Origin of the sequence: Tardiphaga sp. (genome assembly GCF_028290785.1) — a bacterium.
Classification (GTDB): Bacteria; Pseudomonadota; Alphaproteobacteria; order Rhizobiales; family Xanthobacteraceae; genus Tardiphaga.
In genome coordinates this window covers 1-20,261 of record NZ_JAQGJD010000112.1, presented here as the reverse complement: position 1 = coordinate 20,261, position 20,261 = coordinate 1, and the positions used below count along the sequence as shown (strand labels likewise).

18 protein-coding genes are annotated in these 20,261 nt (G+C 63.9%); 7 read left to right on the top strand and 11 right to left on the bottom strand.

What is annotated here, in order from left to right:
• Positions 1-3: 3 nt before the first annotated feature.
• The 3 genes from JWR89_RS06285 to JWR89_RS06275 all read right to left on the bottom strand — a co-directional run bounded on the left by JWR89_RS06285 (position 4) and on the right by JWR89_RS06275 (position 4,713).
• Positions 4-1,797 (bottom strand): peptide ABC transporter substrate-binding protein, encoded by a 1,794-nt coding sequence (locus tag JWR89_RS06285; protein ID WP_299713166.1) that lies wholly within the window; start codon positions 1,795-1,797, stop codon positions 4-6.
• Between the two features lie 245 nt (positions 1,798-2,042).
• Positions 2,043-3,461 carry a M20 family metallopeptidase gene (locus JWR89_RS06280; RefSeq protein WP_299713164.1) on the bottom strand — a complete coding sequence of 473 codons (1,419 nt, stop codon included), beginning with the start codon at positions 3,459-3,461 and terminating at the stop codon, positions 2,043-2,045.
• Positions 3,462-3,705: 244 nt separating this feature from the next.
• Positions 3,706-4,713, bottom strand: a complete 1,008-nt coding sequence (locus JWR89_RS06275; protein WP_299713161.1) for a LysR family transcriptional regulator — start codon at positions 4,711-4,713, stop codon at positions 3,706-3,708.
• Between the two features lie 263 nt (positions 4,714-4,976).
• On the opposite strand from JWR89_RS06275, the gene JWR89_RS06270 reads away from it, so the two are divergent.
• From JWR89_RS06270 to JWR89_RS06250, 5 genes are all read left to right on the top strand, one after another.
• On the top strand, positions 4,977-5,864 hold the full coding sequence (locus tag JWR89_RS06270) for an amino acid ABC transporter substrate-binding protein (protein ID WP_299713159.1): 888 nt from the start codon (positions 4,977-4,979) through the stop codon (positions 5,862-5,864).
• The gene (locus tag JWR89_RS06265) at positions 5,861-6,577 is read left to right on the top strand and encodes an amino acid ABC transporter permease (RefSeq protein ID WP_299713156.1); all 717 of its coding nucleotides are present in this window, start codon (positions 5,861-5,863) and stop codon (positions 6,575-6,577) included. Before JWR89_RS06270 ends, JWR89_RS06265 begins: the two co-directional genes overlap by 4 nt.
• Positions 6,578-6,580: 3 nt before the next feature.
• Complete coding sequence (locus tag JWR89_RS06260; protein WP_299713154.1) at positions 6,581-7,240, top strand: amino acid ABC transporter permease; 660 nt, start codon at positions 6,581-6,583, stop codon at positions 7,238-7,240.
• 68 nt (positions 7,241-7,308) lie between these two features.
• Positions 7,309-8,040 (top strand): amino acid ABC transporter ATP-binding protein, encoded by a 732-nt coding sequence (locus tag JWR89_RS06255; protein WP_299713202.1) that lies wholly within the window; start codon positions 7,309-7,311, stop codon positions 8,038-8,040.
• Positions 8,041-8,087: 47 nt separating this feature from the next.
• Complete coding sequence (locus JWR89_RS06250) at positions 8,088-9,323, top strand: aminotransferase class V-fold PLP-dependent enzyme (protein ID WP_299713153.1); 1,236 nt, start codon at positions 8,088-8,090, stop codon at positions 9,321-9,323.
• A gap of 182 nt (positions 9,324-9,505) precedes the next feature.
• On the opposite strand, the gene JWR89_RS06245 is transcribed toward JWR89_RS06250, so the two are convergent.
• The 7 genes from JWR89_RS06245 to JWR89_RS06215 form a co-directional block, all read right to left on the bottom strand.
• Positions 9,506-10,840: an O-antigen ligase domain-containing protein gene (locus tag JWR89_RS06245; RefSeq protein WP_299713150.1), complete on the bottom strand. Its 1,335-nt coding sequence runs from the start codon at positions 10,838-10,840 to the stop codon at positions 9,506-9,508.
• Positions 10,841-10,958: 118 nt separating this feature from the next.
• Positions 10,959-11,081 (bottom strand): hypothetical protein, encoded by a 123-nt coding sequence (locus JWR89_RS06240; protein ID WP_299713148.1) that lies wholly within the window; start codon positions 11,079-11,081, stop codon positions 10,959-10,961.
• A 53-nt stretch (positions 11,082-11,134) separates the two neighbouring features.
• The gene (locus tag JWR89_RS06235; RefSeq protein ID WP_299713145.1) at positions 11,135-13,453 is read right to left on the bottom strand and encodes a TIM-barrel domain-containing protein; all 2,319 of its coding nucleotides are present in this window, start codon (positions 13,451-13,453) and stop codon (positions 11,135-11,137) included.
• 47 nt (positions 13,454-13,500) lie between these two features.
• A complete protein-coding gene (gene ugpC, locus JWR89_RS06230) occupies positions 13,501-14,616 on the bottom strand; it encodes a sn-glycerol-3-phosphate ABC transporter ATP-binding protein UgpC (protein WP_299713143.1) in 1,116 nt (371 codons plus the stop codon).
• Positions 14,617-14,631: 15 nt separating this feature from the next.
• Positions 14,632-15,684 carry a carbohydrate ABC transporter permease gene (locus tag JWR89_RS06225; protein WP_299713140.1) on the bottom strand — a complete coding sequence of 351 codons (1,053 nt, stop codon included), beginning with the start codon at positions 15,682-15,684 and terminating at the stop codon, positions 14,632-14,634.
• 8 nt (positions 15,685-15,692) lie between these two features.
• Positions 15,693-16,613 (bottom strand): sugar ABC transporter permease, encoded by a 921-nt coding sequence (locus JWR89_RS06220; protein WP_299713199.1) that lies wholly within the window; start codon positions 16,611-16,613, stop codon positions 15,693-15,695.
• 144 nt (positions 16,614-16,757) lie between these two features.
• Positions 16,758-18,026: an extracellular solute-binding protein gene (locus JWR89_RS06215; protein ID WP_299713138.1), complete on the bottom strand. Its 1,269-nt coding sequence runs from the start codon at positions 18,024-18,026 to the stop codon at positions 16,758-16,760.
• Between the two features lie 140 nt (positions 18,027-18,166).
• Between JWR89_RS06215 and JWR89_RS06210 the strand changes: the two genes are divergently transcribed.
• Entirely contained in the window at positions 18,167-19,192 is a 1,026-nt protein-coding gene (locus tag JWR89_RS06210; RefSeq protein ID WP_299713134.1) for a LacI family DNA-binding transcriptional regulator, read from the top strand.
• 205 nt (positions 19,193-19,397) lie between these two features.
• Here JWR89_RS06210 and JWR89_RS06205 read toward each other — a convergent pair whose 3' ends face one another.
• On the bottom strand, positions 19,398-19,541 hold the full coding sequence (locus JWR89_RS06205) for a hypothetical protein (RefSeq protein ID WP_299713131.1): 144 nt from the start codon (positions 19,539-19,541) through the stop codon (positions 19,398-19,400).
• 194 nt (positions 19,542-19,735) lie between these two features.
• Between JWR89_RS06205 and JWR89_RS06200 the strand changes: the two genes are divergently transcribed.
• Positions 19,736-20,261, top strand: a 526-nt coding sequence (locus tag JWR89_RS06200) for an alcohol dehydrogenase catalytic domain-containing protein (protein ID WP_299713128.1), incomplete at its 3' end; no start/stop codon positions are given.

Here is a 20,261-nt window from a genome sequence, read left to right as displayed (position 1 = left end):
TCCTCACGCCTCCCGATACCATTCGTGCAGGTTGTCGGTTTCGTTGGCCCAGCCTGACAGCACCGGGCGCAGCGTGTTGGACGCAGCCTCCACTTTCAGGCGATGCATCGCGGGGATGAACACGGTGTCCTGCCACATCAGATCGTTGGCCTTGATGTAAAAGGCTGCGCGCTTGATGGGATCGATCTCGCCCTCAGCCGCATCGATCGCGGCGTCATAATCCTTGTTGACCCAGCGCGGGAAATTCTGGCCCTGCCACTTGTTCGCCTTGGTCGCCACGTTGCTCGAATGATAGCGGCGCATGTGCTGGGCCGGGTCGGGCTGACTCATCGGGATCTGGAACATCTGGATGTCGGCGTAGAAATGGGGATAGGTATCTGGATTGCCGACGTCCGAGGAAAAGAAGATCGACGCCACGACCGATTTCAGTTCGACCTCGATGCCGGCCTTTTGGCAGGCCTGCTTGACGATGGCCTGGGTCTTCTGGCGTGGCCCGTTGATCGCAGTCTGGAAAAGAATTTTCATCCTCTTGCCATCCTTCGCACGGATGCCGTCGGCGCCCGGCTTCCAGCCGGCGTCGTCCAGCAGCTTGGCCGCCTTTTCGACACTGAACTCCCAAGTGGTGTTCTTGGAGACGAACTTTTCCGGTCCGTTGAGATAGTTGGCGGTGGTGCGGCCGGCGCGGCCGTAGATGACGTTCTTGATCGCATCACGATCGACCAGGAGCGACAGCGCCTTGCGCACCGCGGGGTCGGAGAACAGCGGATGCTTGGTCTTCATCGACGAGCGCTCGCCATCGACCTCGGTGTTCGGATCGGTGAAGTTGAGCGCGATGAATTCGGTGTCGCCGCCCACCGCGTAGCTGGCCTTGCCCTTGCCGCCCTTCTCGAGGCGCAGCAGGATTTCGTCTTCCACCTGGATGTTCCAGCCGAAGTCATACTCGCCGGTCTGGATGACGGCGCGTGCGGCCGAGACGGCATCGCCGCCGCCCTTCATCTCGATGGTGTCGAAGTGCGGACGATTTGGCATGTGATAGTCGAGATTGATTTCGCCGCGGATCAGGTCGCCCGGCTTGAACTCGACGAATTTGTAGGCGCTGGTGCCGACCGGCTTGAGGTTGGTCGGGGCGTCGCGGGATTTGTCGCCGGTGTAATCCTGAAACAGATGCTTGGGGATGATGGCGTTGGGGGCGCCAACGAAGGCGTCGGCCCAGAACGGTGTCGGGTTCTTGAACGAGATCTTCACCGTGAGATCGTCGATCTTTTCGACTATCAGGTCGCGATAGGTGGCGAGCGTGACCGTCGCGGTCGCGGGATCCTTGGCATATTCCCAGTTGAAGACCACATCGTCCGCGGTGAATGGCTTGCCATCATGCCATTTGACGCCGGGCTTGAGTTTCCAGGTTACCGATTTGGCATCAGCGGCGAGGCCGCCGTTCTCGATCGACGGAATTTCGGCGGCGAGAACCGGGCTCAGATTGCCGTTGGCGTCCCAGCAGGCCAGCGGTTCGTAGAACAGGCGTGAACCGTCCTGGTCCTTGGTTCCAGTGGCAAAGTGCGGATTGAGCAGGGTCGGGCCCTGCCACCACAGCAGCTTCAGCGCGCCGCCACCGCCGCGCTTGGTCGGCTTGTAGGCGGACGGGCTCTCGGCCATGGCGACGCCGCCGATCGCGAGAAGCTGCGTGGCCATCGGCGCGGTAAGGCCAAGCGCGATCATACGTTGAATGAAGCCGCGGCGATCCATGCGGCCGTCCTTCACGCCATCGATCATCGTTCGTAGTTCGGTGCCCAGCTTCATCGTCCACTCGTTCAGTTCGCGTGATCGCGGATCGCCCGCCAGATAATTCAAGGACGCAAGATGGCACACCGAACGCGCCGCAAGTCAACGTCATGCGGTGCGGGCGCCAGAGTCGGCTGGTCGTTGCTTGGGCAAAAAGGCCGCTGCGACGCACAACGCTTTGGCAGACCGACGGTATCGGTGTGCCAAAGCGCAGTTACGAGTATTTCAGCTTGCCAAAAATTTGGTCGCTGACTTGGTTCAGATCATGTCAGAGACATGCGCAGCGGCGGCGTAACATCAGCGGGCAGCGGGCTGGCATACGGCGTGCGAGCGGTGCGTTTCTTGAGGTCGGCCTTGGCGGCGGCGATCAGATCCGGCTCCAGGAGCGCATTGACGCCGAGTCCCGCCATGGCCTTGGCAGCCTGCACCATGGCCTTGTGGGCGTGCGGGCTCTTGCCCTGCGCCACCACCTGCCAGGTGTGCAGCGGCGTGCCGATGGCGATCGACGGGGCATGGACCTGAACGGTGGGCACCACCCAGCTCACGTCGCCCACATCGGTCGAGCCGACCAGCGGATTGCGCGTGGCATTGAGTGGCACAAGGAAATCCGCGAGCGGGCGGTCGGTGGGATCCATGCCGATGGAGTAATAGACGGACTCGATGTCCTTGTCGGTCAGGGTGGCCTGAATTTCGGCCGCAAACGCCTTGTCGGCGTCGTCGAAATGCGGTGCGCCCAGCTCCTCCATGATCTTGTAAAGCGCCTGTTCGAGCGGCGGATTGGGCATGATGTTGGAAACGGCGGAAACGACCTTCATCTCGACCTGGGTTTCGGTCATCAGCGCCGCGCCCTGCGCAACCTTGTGCACGCGCTGCACCAGTTCGGTCATACCCGGCAGGTCGCGGGCGCGAATCGAATAGCGCACGCGGGCATGGGCCTGCACCACGTTCGGGGCGATGCCGCCGGTGTCGAGCACGGCATAATGGATGCGCGCGTCGCTCGGCATGTGCTCGCGCATGTAATTGACGCCGACGCTCATCAGCTCGACGGCATCCAGCGCGCTGCGGCCCAGATGCGGCGACGCGGCCGCGTGCGACGCGCGGCCGGTGAAGGTGAAATCGGCGCGGGTGTTGGCCAGCGACGGCGTCAGCACCACTTCCCAGAAGCTGGAGGGGTGCCAGGTGATGGCGATATCGACATCATCGAAATCGCCGGAGCGCACCATGAAAGTCTTCGCGGCGCCGCCTTCCTCGGCAGGGCAGCCGTAAAAGCGGACGCGCCCCGGCACGTTGTTCGGGGCCAGCCAGTCCTTCACGGCGGTGGCGGCGAGCAACGCGGCCGAGCCAAGCAAATTGTGGCCGCAGCCATGGCCGTGTCCGCCGGCCTCGACCGGGCGGGACTCCGCGACGCCGGCTTCCTGGCTCAGCCCGGGCAGCGCGTCGTATTCGCCGAGAAAGGCGATCACCGGGCCGCCTTCGCCCCATTCGCCCATCAACGCCGTGGGAATGCCCGCAAGTTTCTCCGTGATGCGAAAACCCTGATGGTGCAGTTCGGCGAGGTGTTCGGCGGAGGAGCGCGCCTCGGTGTAACATACTTCGGGCATCGCCCAGATCCGATCGCTCAGGTCGATGAAACGAGTCTTGATAGCGTCAACGTTACGCCAAATGTCAGTACGGTTGCCCATCGTGCAGTCCCTGATCCGATATGAATGCAAAACTGCTAACAGCTTCGCCGGCTCACGGCTAGCGTCGGTTCCCTCACCCCGCCGCGCTCGCAGCGAACTGCTATGCGCCGCCGCGTCAAGCGCAAAGATGTGATCGCTGTGCGCTTGCTGGCCGTGCCGCAGATCGGTTCTGCTCCGGATCGTGCGTACCTGTCGGGTATGAGCGCGCAAGAAGGTAATGCCGTCGGCGGTAATGCGTGTGGCGTTATTTTTGCAGAGACAGCGCATCCTCGATGTGGAGTGCGGTCGCGGATTCGCCGGGCAGGGGACCTGTTGCGAACACCGCTCCGATTCCGTCCGTGGTCAGCCGCTTCCATAGCTCCTCGGCCTTCGTCGGCAGCTTGCGCGCGGGACGGTAAAGACGAATGTCGAGATCGATCGCGAGCAGGGGATCGCCGGTGCGGACCAGCTTGCCGCGGATGATATCGTTGTGAGTTGTGGTGAGCGGAAGCCATGCGACACCCAGCCCAGCGAGCGCCATGGTCCTGAGACCGTCGGCCAGCGAGTTTTCATAGGGACTTTGCAGCTGCGCCAGGTCGGACCTGCGAACGATCAGCCCTTCGACCGCCCATCCCAGCGAACACTCGCGGCTGTAAGCGAGGTAGGAGGTGGACAGGCGCGGCCCGAGGTCGAGTCGGTGCAGCGGCGATCCGTCGGCGGCCGGGGCAGATAGTGGAATCAGCCTTTCCTTGCCGATCGAGATCGAGGCGCAGCCCTCGATCGCGAGTTGCCGACCTGCGCCTCTGAGGATAGCCCCGTCGGAATCCACTAGGCAGACCACGAAATCGACGGCGCCGTCTTCGAACAGGCTGGCGCAGCCCGGCAGGTTGTCGGAGGTGATCGACAGCCGGCTTGAGCCCAGCCGGGCCTGAATCGCCGAGATCCAGCGCGGGAAGAAGGTCACCGACAGGACGTGTGGGGCTGCGAAGCGGATGCTCCGCAAAAGTTCGTTCTGGTCCTCACGGATCGTGCGCCGGACGCCGTTGAGCCGGCCGAGGGCCTCGTTCGCCACGTCAAGCAGCTTCTGTCCGGCGTCCGTGAGTCCAAGTGGAGTCCTGCGCCGATCGATCAGGGGGGCGCCGACCCAATGTTCGAGGGACTGAATCCGGCGGCTCAAACCGGACTGCGTGACATTGCGCAATTCAGCCGCTCGCGTGATGTTGCGTGTCTCGGCGACGACAATGAGATCTTCAAGCCAACGGATATCGAGCATTACACTCTCCAAGCCGGCCGGCTACCGGCGCACCTCATGATGACACGTTGTTCCGGCGGCGCATCATGCGAATTTAGCATTGTAGCCCAAGCGATTGGCATTGGCGCGGACTTGAGGCCGGGGCTAGCCTGCCGCTGGTTCTCCGATTTGATATCGCCAGCACATCGACCCGTTACACGACTTCATCCGACAATCGCGACGAGACGCCAGCTTTCCGGAGTGGCGAGCGATGACGCTCGACCTCCTTTTTCCGAGGAGACGTTATGTCAGGCAGCAGCTTTTTCTGTCGTGCAGGCCTCGGCCTGTTGTTCGCCGCGACGCTGGCGGTGCCGGCAATGGCGCTGGGAGCTGGCGAAAGCCCGATCCTGAAGCGCATCGCCGAGCGCAATGCGATCACGATCGGACATCGGGAAGCCTCGGCTCCCTATTCGTTCATCAGCCGCGAACAGCGCGTCGAGGGTTACTCGATCGACCTGTGCATGAAGGTGGTCGATGCCGTGAAAGCGCGGCTCGAGAAGCCTGATCTTGAGATCAAATACGTGCCCATCAACACCACGAACCGAATTGCGCTGGTCGCGAACGGCACCATCGACATCGAATGCGGAACGACCACCAACACGCTGGCCCGGCAGGAGCAGGTGGAGTTTTCGCCGATCTTCTACATCACCGGCACGCAGGTGCTGGTGAGTGCGGCGAACAGCGCGAAGGAAGTCGAGGACCTGAAGGGCAAGCGGGTGGCGGTGTTGCAGGGATCGAGCAACGAGCAATCGCTGCGCGCCCTCAACGAAAGCGAAAAACTCGGCATCGAGCTGGTCTATGCGAAGGATCTGGGCGAGGGCGCCCTGCTGGTCGCAAGTGACCGGGTCGACGGCTTCGCGGCCGACGGCGGCCAGATCAAGGTGTTCGCGGCGACCAAGGCGCAGCCCAAAGGCTCGCTGAAGGTTATCGGTCGACTGCTCACCTACGATCCCTATTCGGCAATGATGCAGCGGGGCGACCTGGAGTTCTCTCTGCTGGTGAAACGCGCTTACGCGGAGACCTTCCGCTCGTCCGAAGCAGAAAAACTCTATGAGAAATGGTTCGGGCCGCTCGGCATTGCGATCGAGCCCGAACTCAAGACCGCCTTCGTGATCCAGGCAATCCCGCGATGATCTATCACTGGGACTGGAGCGTGCCGATCTCCGCTCCCTATCTGGGCTGGCTGATGTCAGGGCTGGCCTGGACGCTGCTCGTCGCCGGTGCCGCATGGGTGCTCGCCTTCATTGTCGGCGTCGGCATCGGCATCCTGAGAACATTACCGAACCGGGCGGCGCGTAGGTTCGGAGCCCTCTATGTCACGATTTTTCGCAGCATTCCCCTGCTGCTTCAGCTGTTTCTCTGGTACTTCGTCGTGCCGGAATTGCTGCCCGCTTCAGCGGCCCATTGGATCAAGCGCGACCTTCCGCTGCCGGAATACTGGACCAGCGTCATCGGGCTTGGTCTGTTCACGGCGGCACGGATCGCCGAGCAGATCCGCGCCGGGATAGAGGCGGTCGGTCGCGGGCAATCGATGGCTGCCGCGGCGAGCGGCCTGACGCTGCTGCAAAGCTATCGCTATGTGGTGCTGCCAGTCGCTGCCCGCTACGTGCTGCCGCCGCTGACGTCGGAGTTTCTCAACGTCATCAAGAATTCCTCGCTAGCGCTCACGATCGGGCTGCTCGAGCTGACCGGCCAGAGCCGCCAGATCGAGGGCGAGACGTTTCACGGCATCGAGGCTTTTACAGCCGCGACCCTGATCTATGTCGTCTTGACGCTGGCGGCAATCGCCGCAATGCGCGCGCTCGAACGCGTGGTCGCGATCCCCGGCGTGATGGCGCGGGTCTGAGCGATGGGGGGTATCGACGCTGACCTCATTGCAGCCGTTGCGCCGTTTCTCTGGGATGGCCTGTGTACCAGTTTGGAGCTTCTGGTGCTGGCGATGGCCGGCGGCATCAGCCTCGGCGCCATTCTGGCGGTGATACGGATCGCAGGACCGAAGCCACTCGCCGCGCTCGCTGCGACCTACGTCAACGGGCTTCGCTCCATTCCGCTCATCATGGTCATTCTCTGGTTCTATCTGCTGATGCCGCTGGCGACCGGCCGGCCGATCGGCGCCTTCACCTCGGCGCTGGTCGCCTTCACCATCTTCGAGGCGGCGTATTATTCGGAAATCATCCGGGCCGGCATTCAGAGTATTTCCAAACAACAGCTGGCGGCAGCGACCGCATCCGGCCTGAGCCCGCTCCAGGCCTATCGCTTTGTCGTGCTCCCGCAGGCTTTCCGCAACATGACGCCCATCCTGCTGTCGCAGAGCATTGCGCTGTTCCAGGACACGTCGCTGGTTTACGTCGTGGGCTTGCGCGATTTCATGACGGCGGTTTCGGTGACCGCAAACCGCGAAGGTCATCTCGTTGCGTTCTATTTGTTCGCAGCGCTGGTGTACTTCGTACTCTGCAGCACGGGCGCCCAGTCGGTCCAGCTGCTCAAGAAGTCCATGGTGAGCCAATGACCATTCCTCTACGCCTGGATTCCCGCAACTTCGTGCGGGACGAGCTCGATCTCGTGCTGCGACCGGTCGTGATCGCGATCGATCATGTCTCGAAAAAATTCGGCGACCTTGACGTGCTCAAGCAATGCTCGATGACGGTTCTCAAAGGGGAGGTCGTCGTCGTGTGCGGTCCGTCCGGCTCGGGCAAATCGACCTTGCTCAAATGCGTCAACGGCCTCGAGGGCTTCCAGGCCGGGACGATCACAGTGGCCGGAACCTCGGTGGGCGAGCGCCGGACCGACCTGACAAAGCTAAGGAGCCAGATCGGGATGGTGTTCCAGCACTTCGAACTCTATCCGCATCTCACGGTGCTACAGAATATCACCCTGGCGCCGATCCAGGTACTGGGGCGCACGAAATCCGCGGCCTTCGACAAAGCAATGTCGCTGCTGCGGCGTGTCGGGTTGGCCGACAAGGCCGATTGCCATCCGGGGCAGCTCTCCGGAGGCCAGCAGCAACGCGCCGCCATCGCCCGTGCTTTGGCGATGGACCCGATTGCGATGCTGTTCGACGAACCCACCTCTGCGCTCGATCCCGAAACCATCAGCGAAGTGCTGGATGTCATGACCGGGCTTGCGCGTGATGGCATGACCATGATGGTCGTCACGCATGAGATGGGGTTCGCACGCCACGTGGCCAATCGCGTTGTGTTCATGGACGGCGGCTGCATTCTTGAAGAAGCCGCGGCCGAAGCCTTTTTTGCGCAACCTTCCACCGAACGCGCGCGTTCGTTTCTGTCCAAGATATTGCGTCAACAATAGTAAAACACCGCTGCGACTGCCGGAAAAATCATATGAGGGAGAGAGACGTGAGTAAGGGCATCGCCACGCCGTCGGCGGGTTTCGACCTCGCATCGTTTTGCGCCGAAACACCCGGCGCCTCCAACCTTGTGCATCTGAATGCCGCAGGAGCCGGGCTGCCGCCGCGGTTTGTCACTGAGACGGTCGTCACTCATCTGACAAGGGAGGCGAGCGTCGGTCCGCATTGGGCGGCCGCAGAGGCAGCGGAGCGTCTCGCTGGCGTGCGCGCCAGCGTTGCTGACCTGCTGCAATGCCACGCGCATCATATCGCCTTTGGCGGCAGCGCCGGTCACCTGTGGGCGATGGCCCTGCTCGCAATGCCGGCTCGCCCCGGTGCGCGGATTCTCGTTGCCCGCTCGGAATGGGCCAGCAATGTGTTGAACCTGCTGAAGCAGAAGCGGGCAGGCGCTATCGCCATCGACGTGATGCCGTTCGATGAGGGTTCAGGCCGCATCGATGTCGCGCGTGCCGCAGCCTTGATTGACGAGCGAACCGTGGCGATCTGTCTGCCGGTGGTCGCCAGTGGGTCGGGCGTGCGGCAGCCGGTCGAGGCGATCGCCGCGTTGCCGCGTCCGGACGGATGTCTGCTGTTCGTCGATGGAGCCCAGGCCGTGGGGCAGATCCGGCTCGGGATGGCGTCGATGGGCGCAGATGTTCTCGTCGCACCGAGCCGCAAGTGGCTACGCGGCCCGCGCGGCGAGGCCATCATGGCACTGTCCGACCGCGCCCTCGCGCAGTTGGGCGATCCGCCAATATTGAGTCAGGCTGGCTCGGAGTGGACCTCGCTGGAGGGTTATTCCACGCGCTCCGATGCGGGACGCTTCGAGACCTATGAATTCTCGGTGGCAGGACGATTAGGCCTCGGCGTCGCGGTCGAGTACGCCCTCCGCTGCGGCATCAATAACATCCGCGACACCATCCGGATGCGTCTGGCCCGGCTCCATGCCGGCCTGTCGACAATTCCTGACGTAACCGTGTTTGAGGAGATCGATCGCGAGCCTGCCTTTCTCACATTCGGAACACCGTCGCTCGCACCTGCGGAACTGAATCGGCATCTGGCCGAGGTCAATATTGCGGCTGCGGTCGTCGACCGCCAGTATGCCCGGGCCGACCTTGAATTTCGTGGACTTTCGGCCGTGAACCGCGTTGCTCCCCACGCCTATACGAGTGAGGCGGATATCGATCATTTCCTCGATGCGGTCGCCGCGGCGCTGCGCAGGGCACGCTGGCGGACTGCGAGCTGATCACCAACGAATTTTCCGATCCGCACCTTCAATACATGGAGAACCATCACTCCTATTCACCGGATTAATAGAAATCATCCAGCGATTTTAATAGCAGGGTTCTCGGTTTTGTTCTGAACGCCCACCGCCCGTCGTGGCCGATCCGACCCGACCCGACCTGCTGACGCTGCATCACCTACTGTTCATGTTGTGGGATCTATTCCACGCACGCGGTACTGCGCTGGCTGCAGCGGTAGCGCGGGGGCCTCGACGCCCGGCGTAGTCCGGTCGATCGGGCAGGCCATCGCGACCAGCATCCAGAACAGTACGGATACTTCGCCGGAGGACACGCCCGTCAACGGCATCTGGATCAGGATCGCGCCGAACGCCAGAGCGCCGAGCACCACACCCTCTCGCGTCGGCATCCGCCATGCGGCCGAAGTAGCCCAGATAGCGGCGCAGACGTAGGCCGTCAGACACAGCAACCCGATCGGAATGCCCAGGGTGATCCAACTCGCGACGATCTGGCCATCGATCGGCATTGCGCCGGCTACGCCGACGTCAGTGACAGTGAAGCCCGATCCCATCATCATGCTGTCGGGCGTGTTCCACAGCGTGACGAACTCCTCGAGCCGCTCGCGACCGCTGCCATCTTCCGCACCGCCGCCAAGCGACTCCAAGCGCGTGGAGATGGTGTCGCCGAAGGGTGTGAACAGGATCGCCGCGAAAGCCGCGCCACCAATGCCGAGGGCCGTGGACAAGGCGCGCTTCCGCGTCGAGCTGAAAAACATGCAGAACAGGACGCCGAGTGCCAGAGCGATCCACCCGGTGCGGTACAGCGACAGCAGCAGGCCCAGCGCTGCCGGCATCATCGCCACCAGCGATTGCCATCCCGGACGCAGGAAGCCGACGAGCAGCAGTCCGGCCGCCGTGAACGTCGCATAGCTGGCAGGGCCGTTCATCGTGCTGAACACCCGCACCATGTACGGCAACGGAGAGCCCGCCGACGTGATGCTGGCATAGTTCATCCATAATCTATCCCAGTCGGGCGGATCGACATATTGCCAGATGCCGTAGGCTCCGGTCAGCGGCAGCACCACGAGAAACATCCGGGCCAGCGCGTTGACCAGTGAGCCGCTGGAATCGACGCGCTGCTGAAGGGCGATGGCATAGAGCACCGGTGCAGCCCATTTCAGCACGCCATTGGCCGCGTTGAACCAGTCGTTCTGGAACATCGAAAGCGCGGCGCCATAGACGATACAGCCGAGCACGATCACCGGCGCCACCAGCCAGGGATTGCGCGGTCGATCCGTCGTCGATAGCAAGGTCCATAGGCTCGGCAGCGGCGTCAGGATAAACAGCAGCGGACCGATCAGCATGATGCTGAGCTGGTCGAAACCCGCGGTCAGGTCGACGAGACGACGGACGAAAGGCGCAAAAGCGAACAGCAGCACCGCCGACTGAACATGCGACTCCGCGCTTCGGCGCCATGCGAACCATCCGGCCGCGGCGCATCCGAGCACGAAAACCGGACGCATGATGCTGCCCAGGGCCGGCCCGACCGTCGCCGTTGCCAGCAACAGCAAGACGGTCGGCCACCAGCCCGAGGATACAAATATCAATGCCGCGGTTTTGAGTCGGTCCCAATTCATAGAATCAGATGATAATACTTTTTGATGCAAAAAGCCGCCGCGGCGGGAAGTGGAATACTTCATCGTCGCGGTGTCCTTTGGCCGTGGCCGCAATTGCCGTGATGTCGGCCTGCACAACACCCTTCACCCTTCGCCGCCTCCGCGCAGGTGATCGCGCGTGACGAGGCGTACAGCGCCGCGTCAGGGCGTTTCAATCGCGAGGCTGACCGGGCCCGTGCCGGTCTCGACACGGATCGGCCGGCCAGCACCGACGCGCTTGACCACAATGCGGCCATAGGCAGGGCGGTAGGCGCCGTGCGCCTCGGTGGAGACCGCGAGAGCGTCTCCGTCGCGACGCAGCCGGAAGCCGACATGCAGCCCGCCGGAACGCCAATCGGCCGTATCGCCGTCGTCCTCGTAGAGATCGGCGGTTGAGGCGTCGGCGGGCTCGCCGAACACCAGCAGCGTGCGGCCGTCGTCCCGCGCCGGATCGATTCCGTTCATTTGGTCCGAAATCGGGATCATGGCGCCCGACCGGACCCAGACCGGGAGCCTTCCGAACGGCGCATCGACGCGCGCCACGCTGCCGCCCTCGTGGTGCTCGCCGGTCCGCAGGTCGTACCAGCCTCCGGGATGAGCGGGCAGGTAGACGGCGCGGTGCCGGTCGCCTTCCGCCAGCACGGGGGCGACCAGAAGGTCGCGCCCGAGCATGAAGCAATCGTCGATCGCAATCGCGGCGGCATCGCCGGGAAAGTCATAGAGCAGCGGTCGAACGACCGGCTCGTCGTCGCGAGAGGCCCGCCACATCGCCGTGTACAGATAGGGCATCAGGCGGTAGCGGAACTGGACGGCTTCGCGGACCTGCGGGATCACCTCCGGATGCATCCAGGGCAGGTTGACGACACCGTTGTCGTTCCAGGAATTCATTACGAAGCGCGGCCACAGCGAGCAGAACTCGACGAAGCGGCAGAACAGCTCGGGCCCTGGGCTCGGCCCATGAAAGCCGCCGACATCGTGGCCGATGTTGAACATGCCCGACAGGCTCATGGTGAGCCCCTGGGTGAGGTTGTAGCGCAACGTCTTCCAGGCGGTCTCGTTGTCGCCGGACCAGGTCTGGCCGTAACGCGCGATTCCGGCTGGCCCGCCGCGGGTCAGCGCATAGGGGCGCTTGTCGGGCGCGCGTGCACACTGGGTTTCGTGGGACAGCTTCGTCATCAGCAGCGGCTGGGCGGGCCGGGCCACCGCCTGTGGGAAGGGCCGGCCGTCGCCGTCGCAAACCGCGTCCTCGTCCCAAATCTCGTATTCGTTGTTGTCGTTCCAGACCGACACCACCCCGTGGTCGAGCAGCGCGGTCTCGATGCCCCGGCGCCACCACGTCCGGCCGGCCGGGTTGGTGAAGTCGAGGTGAAAGCCCAGTCCGTCCCAGAACTGCGCCACCGCCGGCTCGCCGGTCACGCCGTCCCGCACCAGGATATCGGCCGCCCTGGCCTCGTCCAGTCGCGGATGGTCGTCGAGCAGGCACGGTTTCAGATTGGTCACCGGCTGCATGCCAGCCGCCTTCAACCGCGCCATGGTGCCGGATGGATCGGGAAATTTGGAGTGGTTCCAGTTGAAGGCGTAGCGGCGCGGGCCGATCGAGGTGTAGCCGGAGCCGAAATGGAAACTGTCGCACGGAATATCATGTTCACGGCATTTCGCGATGAAATCGCTGATGCGCGCATCGGCATCCGGTGCATCGGCGATCGCCATCGAGGTGGTAGCAAAACCCAGCGACCACTTCGGTGCGAAGGCCTGGCCTCCGGTCAGCCAGGAGAAGCCGCGCACCACCGACCGGACGTCGGGACCGGCCAACACGTAATAATCCAGGTCGCCGTCCTGCGCCGCATAGGACCGGAACAGGCCGTGGTAATTGTCGAGCGTGCAACCGAGATCCATCTCGGCGACCGCCAGGCTGTCATAGAAAATTCCATGCGCGCCGAGTGGCCCATCGACGATCAAAAACGGGATCATCTTGTACAGCGGGTCGCTCAGTTCGGCGTCGAAGCCGCAGGGGTCTACTGCGTCGATACGAAAACGACGGCCGGTATGGTCGAGCGGCCCGGTCTTGTCGCCGAGACCGTAGTGCCGCTCGTCCGGCTCACGCACCATGACGTGCTGGAACGCCGGCGTCTTGTTCGAGATGAAGTAGGCCTGCGTTGGGCGGTCCTGCAGGAAAGGCCGGTCATCTCCGGCGCGGCGCCACGCGATCCCGAACGGGTCGAGCGTCACTTCGGCCGCGAGCCCTCCCGCGATCGCCAGGGTGACGGTCTTGCCATCCTCGGAAACGTCGGTATCCGGGCAAGCAAAACCCGCGAGGTCGTCACGCAGCCGCCCCTCATAGGGAGGCTCCAGCCCGCCGGGGGCGATCGACCAGCCGCGGTCGAGGCGATAGCCGCCTGGCCGCTTCAGCACCACCCGGCCGAGATTTGCCTCCAGCATTCCGATGCGCAGTTCGGCCGCATCCTGTCCCAGGGCAAACACGGCCCAAATCCCGTCGCGCCCAAGGTAGCGGCCTGTCGTCAGAGCTTTCATCCAAGAGTTTCCGTTGCAGATTGGGCGACGCGGAGGCCTGCGGAGTTGAAGACATGCAGCGCGTCGCGCTGGATCAGGAGGTCGATGCGGTTGCCGCGGGTGATGGTGATCTGGCCGGCCTGTCGGATCGTCACCGGGTTGCCGTCAGCGGTCTGGGCGTAAAGATAGGTCTCGCTGCCGAGTTGCTCCGCCAGATCCACGGTGACCGTCAGGTCCGACGCTTGGGATCTGCCAGCATCGCCCGGGATGACCGTCGCGAGGTGTTCCGGCCGGATGCCGAGGGTCACGGCGTCGCCCGGCTTGAGGGTGTCCGGCACCGCGGCTGCGATCTCTCGTCCGGCGAGCATCATTCCGCCGTCCGGCCCGGCCGTCACCACGGTCGCCGGCAGAGTATTCATGCGCGGCGAGCCGATAAAGCCCGCGACGAACAGGTTGGCCGGGCGGTTGTAGAGGTCGAGCGGCGTCCCCGTCTGTTCGATGCGGCCGGCGCGCAACACCACGATGCGGTCCGCCAGCGTCATCGCCTCGACCTGGTCGTGCGTCACGTAGATCATCGTGCTGCCGATCTCGGCATGCAGCGCGGCCAGTTCCTTGCGGGTGGCGACCCGGAGCTCGGCGTCGAGATTGGACAGCGGCTCGTCGAACAGGAAAATCTTGGGATCGCGAACGATCGCACGCCCGATCGCGACGCGTTGGCGTTGCCCGCCGGACAGCGCCTTCGGCTTGCGCTCGAGATAGGGCGTGAGCTGCAGCATGCTTGCGGCGCGCTCGACCCGGGATGCGATCTCGGCTACCGGCAGGCGCATGTTTTCGAGGGCGAAGCCCATGTTCTTGCGCACACTCATGTGCGGGTAGAGCGCGTAGGACTGAAACACCATCGCGAGCCCGCGATCCGACGCGGGCAGGCGGGTAACGCTGACGCCATCGATCAGGATGTCTCCCCCGGTCACCTCCTCCAGGCCGGCGATGATGCGCAGCAGGGTGGATTTCCCGCAGCCGGACGGGCCGACGAAAACCACGAACTCGCCGTCGCGCACCGCGAGATCGATTCCGTGGATCACCGCAAGGCCGCCATAAGACTTGGTGATGCCGACAAGTTTCAGGTCAGCCATAGTGCACCGGTTCGTTCATTTCATCCCCGTGTTGCCAATGCCGGTGGCGATGAAGCGCTGTAAAAAGACGAAAACGAGCGCGATCGGCAGCAGTGTCATCACCGTCATGGCAAGCAGGTAGTGCCACTGCGTCTGGAGTTCACCCTGGAAGGCATTAAGGCCGATCTGCAACGTGTAGCTCTCTGTCTTGGTGAGCACGGCCAGCGGCCACAGGAACTCGTTCCAGCGCCACATCACCGAGAAGATTGCGAGCACCGCCAGCGCCGGCATGGTGAGCGGCATGACGATGCGCCAGTAGATCTGCCACTCCGAAGCCTTGTCCATGCGGGCTGCCTCGATGAGGTCGCGCGGGAGCGTCAACATGTATTGCCGCAACAGGAATACGCCGGTGGGGGTCGCTGCGCCCGGCAGGATCACGGCCCAGAGTGAATTGACGAGCCTGAGTTCGGTTACAACGAGGTAGACCGGCACCAGAATGATCGTAATCGGGATCATCAGCGTGCCAATGACGGTGAGGATGGCGAAACCCTTACCCGGAAATTCGTAGATCGATAGCGCGTAGGCGGCCATCGAGTTGATCAGCAGCGTAATGGCCGTCGCCACGACGGTGACGAAGATCGAATTCCAGAGGAAGCGCAGAAAGTCGAAGCGGGCGAGAGGCTCGGTATAGTTGCCGGTGGCCATCGCAAAGGCGCGGACCGGCTCGCGCTTGTCGATCGGTACGCGGAAGGTCTGGGTCGGGTCCTTGGGATCGGCCATCTGCGCCACGATGCCGACGCGGCGCAACTGCACGAGGTCGCGCACCTGGCCGTCGGGCAGCGTGGTGCGGAACAGGGGCAGCGGTTGCGGCTGGCCGGGTACAGTGACCTCGACCTGCGCCATCGGCAACAGCGAGGGCGGAAACTCGAGCAGGCCGGCCGGCGTCTTGAACGAGGACAGCACGAGCCAGAGCACCGGCCCGAACATCACGACGACCCCGACCGCGAGATAGCCGTAAGCGACGATGTCGGTCCAGTGGATGCGCCGGCCGGCGACGCGGCGACGGGTCAGGAACGCGGCGATTTTCATCTCACGCCTCAGGTCGCACGGCGGCGCGAGGCCGCGAGTTGAGCGAGCGTCAGGCCGAACAGCACCACGCCGAGCACGCAGGAAGCGGCGGCGGCAAGCCCGAAATTTTGCACCTGGTTCGAGAACGCGGTCTCGTAGATGTACTGCACCACCATCAGGGTCGCGGTGCCCGGGCCGCCGCCCGTCAGGACGAAGACCTCGTCGAAGGTCTGAACGCCCTTGATGAGCGCCAGTACGATCACCACCACCATGTTCGGCCATAGCATCGGCAGGGTGATGCGCCGGAACACGCGCCAGCGCGGCGTCGCGTCCATCTCGGCGGCCTCGTAGAGATCCGCGGGAATCGCCTGCAGGCCTGCGAGCAGGATCAGCGTGTAAAAGCCCATATGGGCCCAGACCGACACCAGAACGGCCCAGAACATCGCCCAGCCGGGATCGACGAAGAACAGGATCTTCTGTCCGCCGAGCGATGTAATCGCGGCGTTCAGGAGGCCGTCCCGTTGCAGTATCCATTTCCAGATCAGCGCGACGACCACCGGCGACAGCAATACCGGGAAAAAGTACACCGCCCGGAAGAAGCCGCGCGCCCGGATTTTCATGTTCAGGACGACCGCGGTGATCAGGGAGAACGCCACCATGGCGACTACCTGGAACAGCGTGAACTTTGCGGTGTTGGCGACGCCGCGCCAGAAATGGTCCTCTCGGCACGAGTTCGGGTCGAGGAAGGAGCCGCACTCGAACAAATATCCGTATTGGCCCGCGCCGACATAGGGCCGCTCCGACAGAAACAGCGCCGGCCCACCGGTCACCGAGAACCACAGGTTGATGGCGATCGGCAGAAACACAAACACGCCGAAGAACGCGGCGTTCGGCGCCAGGAAGACGTAGGGCATGCGCCGCTCGCCGATCGTGCGCTGCAGCGCGCGCATCGGCGCGTCGAGCAGCCGCAGCGGTAGCGCAATCAGCGCGCCGAGCGGGCGCGCGACGATCGCCGCGGCCGGGACCGTGCCCGCCGGGCCATTCTGCGCTGCGTCCGTGCTCACACCGTCACGCCGTCCGGACATGTGGATCGCTCACTTCTTGTTTCGCTCGGCGATCTGCTGGGCGATGTCCTGCGTGATGCGTCCGTAGGCTTCGTCGAGCGTCGCTTCACCCGTCACCGCCTGCCCGAGGCGGCTGATCACCGCGTTGAAAACGATGCGGTTGCTGGTGTAGCCCTGCAGCCGATAGGCGAGCGGATCGAGCTTCGACACTTCGTCGCTGAACACCTTGAGGGCGGCCTTCGCCTGCGGCGATGCGGTCTTGTAGTCAACGCCCTTGGCGGCAAGGCCGAGATGCCCCGGCACGAACAGCGAGCGGGCGTAGAACTCCGCCACGATTTCTTCGCTCGCGAGGTAGTCGAGCACGCGCGCGACTTCGGCCGGATGCCGGGTCGCCTTGATGCCCACGAGGGCCGCGCCGCCCGGCATGCCGGAGCAATTGGCCGGTCCACACGGCGTCGGGACCGCCACCCAGTCGAAGGCGTCGCCGACGGTCTTGTCGAACTGGCCGATCTGCCATGAGCCGGACATGTACATTACGGCCTGCGCGTTCTTGAACTCCTCGTTGGCGCCCCGGTAGGCGGAGCCCGCGACCGAGCCCCACAGCTCCTTCGACATGATGCCGCTCTTGTGCCACTCGGCGATCAGTTGGGCGGCCCGCTTGAAGCCCTCATCCACCACCGCCGGCTCGCCGGCGGCATTGAACACGGTGGCGCCCTGCGAGATCGCCAGCGCGAAGAAGCGGTGGCCGGAGCGATCGAACGCGATCGGGAAGGCGGCGCCGGTCTTCGCCGCGACCTCCTTCGTGGCCTTGGCCCACTCCTGCCAGGTCGCCTTGGAGTCGGGCATGGCGATGCCCGCTTGCTCGAACAGGGTCTTGTTGACGAACGGACCGGTCAAGGTCAGCTGGGTCATGAATCCGGGGATCGACGAGGTATCGCCGGGGACGCGCATCCATGCCAGGAACGGCGCGTAGTTCGCTTCCCAGTAGGCCGCGTTCTTCAGATAGGGGCGCAGGTCGAGCATGTATCGGGCAAGGCCGCCCATGTCGCCGACGCGCGCCATGTCCGGCCCTTGGCCGGATGCGAGCTGCACCGGCAACGTCTCGTTGACGGGCACCTGATCGAGGACGACCTTGATGTCGGCATTCTTGCTCTCGAACCGTTTGAGCAGGTCGGCCATGACCTCGCCCTCGTTGCCATCCGAGTACCAGGTCATTCGCAAACTGGTTTGGGCGAGCGCCGGACAAACTCCCGCGGCCAGCGCGAGAGCCAGCAAAAGGGCCTTGGCGATCATCTTCATTTTGACAGTCCTCCTCCCGGCGGCCCATCTCACGGTGGGCTTCGCGACTGCTGAATAAAGTTTGGCAAACGTTTGCCTTGCCTGTCAAGCGATCTTGCGCTGTAGAAGGTAGGGCGACTGATTTCGGAGAAGGCACGAACATGAGCGACGCGAACCGGACGGGGGTCACTCCCGTGTCGCTCGCCACCGTCGCGGCCAAGGCGGGCGTTTCGATTGCCACGGTGTCGCGGATCGTGAACGGCGAAACCGGGCGGGCCTCGTCCGAGACGGTGGCGCGCGTCCGGCAGGCGATTGAATCGGTCGGATACCATCCGAACCAGGTCGGGCGGGCATTGCGGCGCCGCGAGAGCCGGCTGGTCGCGATGCTGGCGGCCAACCTCGACAATCCCGTGATGGCCGCTATCGCGGCCTCGACCGAGGCCGCGCTTCGTGCCGCCGGCTACGTCATGATCCTGTGCGATACTCACGACCGGTCCGATCTGCAGGATGATTACCTGAATGCGATGCGCTCGCAGGTCGTGCAGGGCTACGTGATGGTGGCCAGCCAACCCAGTCCCGGCCTGAGCGACTTCGTGGCCCGCGGCGCGCCGATGGTATTCGTCAGCCGGCGGAGCCCGTTCGGCGGCGGCGCCTATGTCGGAACCGACAACGTCGCCGCTGGCGCCGACGCGGCCGACTATCTCCTGGACTTGGGCATCACCGAGCCAGCGGTCGTGTTCCCGTCGCAAGGCTCATCGACCACCCGCGACAGGGTGAAGGGCTTCTGCGACCGCGCCGTCCTGCGCGGCGTGCCGGACGCAGCGATCTGCCGGGCCGAGGCTCCCGGCACCTCTCACCTGGAGATCGGCTACGCTGCTGCCCGCAGCTTCGCCGCCCGCCGCCGCTGGCCGCGCGGCGCCATGTGCGTCAGCGATCAGGTCGCCTATGGCGTTCACCGTCTTGCAAGGGAGAGCGGCGTCCGGGTCCCCGGGGATTGCGAGCTGGTGGGCATCGACGGCAACCCGATCAATGCCTGGCTCGCTCCGTGGCTGACGTCGGTCGCGATTCCGCATCCCGAATTCGGTCCCAGCATTGTCGATCTACTGGTCAGCATCTGGGGCGGCGAACCGCCGCGGGAGCATCTGCTGCCGCACCGGATCGCGCCGGCGCTGAAACCGGTCGGGTAGGCGGGTAGCCCGCGACTTACCTCTACCTTCAGGTTGATGCTGGCCGCGGCATCGCTCGGCGCGGCGTCAGGACGAAGCCGCGATCCTGCAGCCGACTGGAACTAACCAACAAGCCCGGTGACCTGGAGCCAGCTGCTCGCCGATCTCGGTGACCCTCTTTGCAATGCTGGCCTTGTAGTCACCCAGCAGGCCGGTGTGACTGGCCTTAAATCGCGCCTCGGCGCGCCAGGACGCCCCCCTGGCGAATAATCCGGATCAGCAAGGCCTCCGATACTTCCCGATCTTTCCGAAGTTCATGTTTGATCATGAGCTCCAGGTCGGTGGGCGTGAAACCTGCGGCGACGGTCATGGTGCATCCTCGGTTTAATCGCTCAACCGGCGGCCACGTTTTGAGTTCCGAAAGCTCAAGAGGGGTCACGACATGTGCGGCGGCGAAAACCTGGATAGCAAACGCCAGCTGGAACAAACTTGGCGGCCTCCGCTTGAACGGGAAGTCCCGACAGGACACCGAAATACGAGCAAACCGCGTAGGAACGGAAAATCATGAAAGCACTGTGTTGGCACGGCAAAAACGACATCCGCTGCGATAGCGTTCCAGACCCGAAGATCGAACACGGCCGCGATGCCATCATCAAGATGACCGCTTGCGCGATCTGTGGATCGGATCTCCATCTGATGGACGGCTACATTCCCTTTATGGAAAAGGGCGACGTTCTGGGCCACGAATTCATGGGAGAAGTGGTGGAGGTCGGCGCGGACAACAAGAAGCTGAAGGTCGGAGACCGCGTCGTCGTACCGTTCACAATCTGCTGCGGGGAGTGCGAGCAATGCCGCAAGGGTAACTGGTCGGTATGTCAGCGCAGCAACCGTACGCCGGAAAACGCGACGGCCGCCTTTGGCTATCCGACCGCCGGCCTGTTCGGCTATTCGCATCTGACCGGTGCCTATGCCGGTGGCCAGGCGGAATATGTCCGCGTGCCCTACGCCGATGTCTCGCCCATCATCATTCCCAACGGCATGACCGACGAACAAGCGCTGTTCCTTGGCGATATCTTCCCGACCGGCTGGA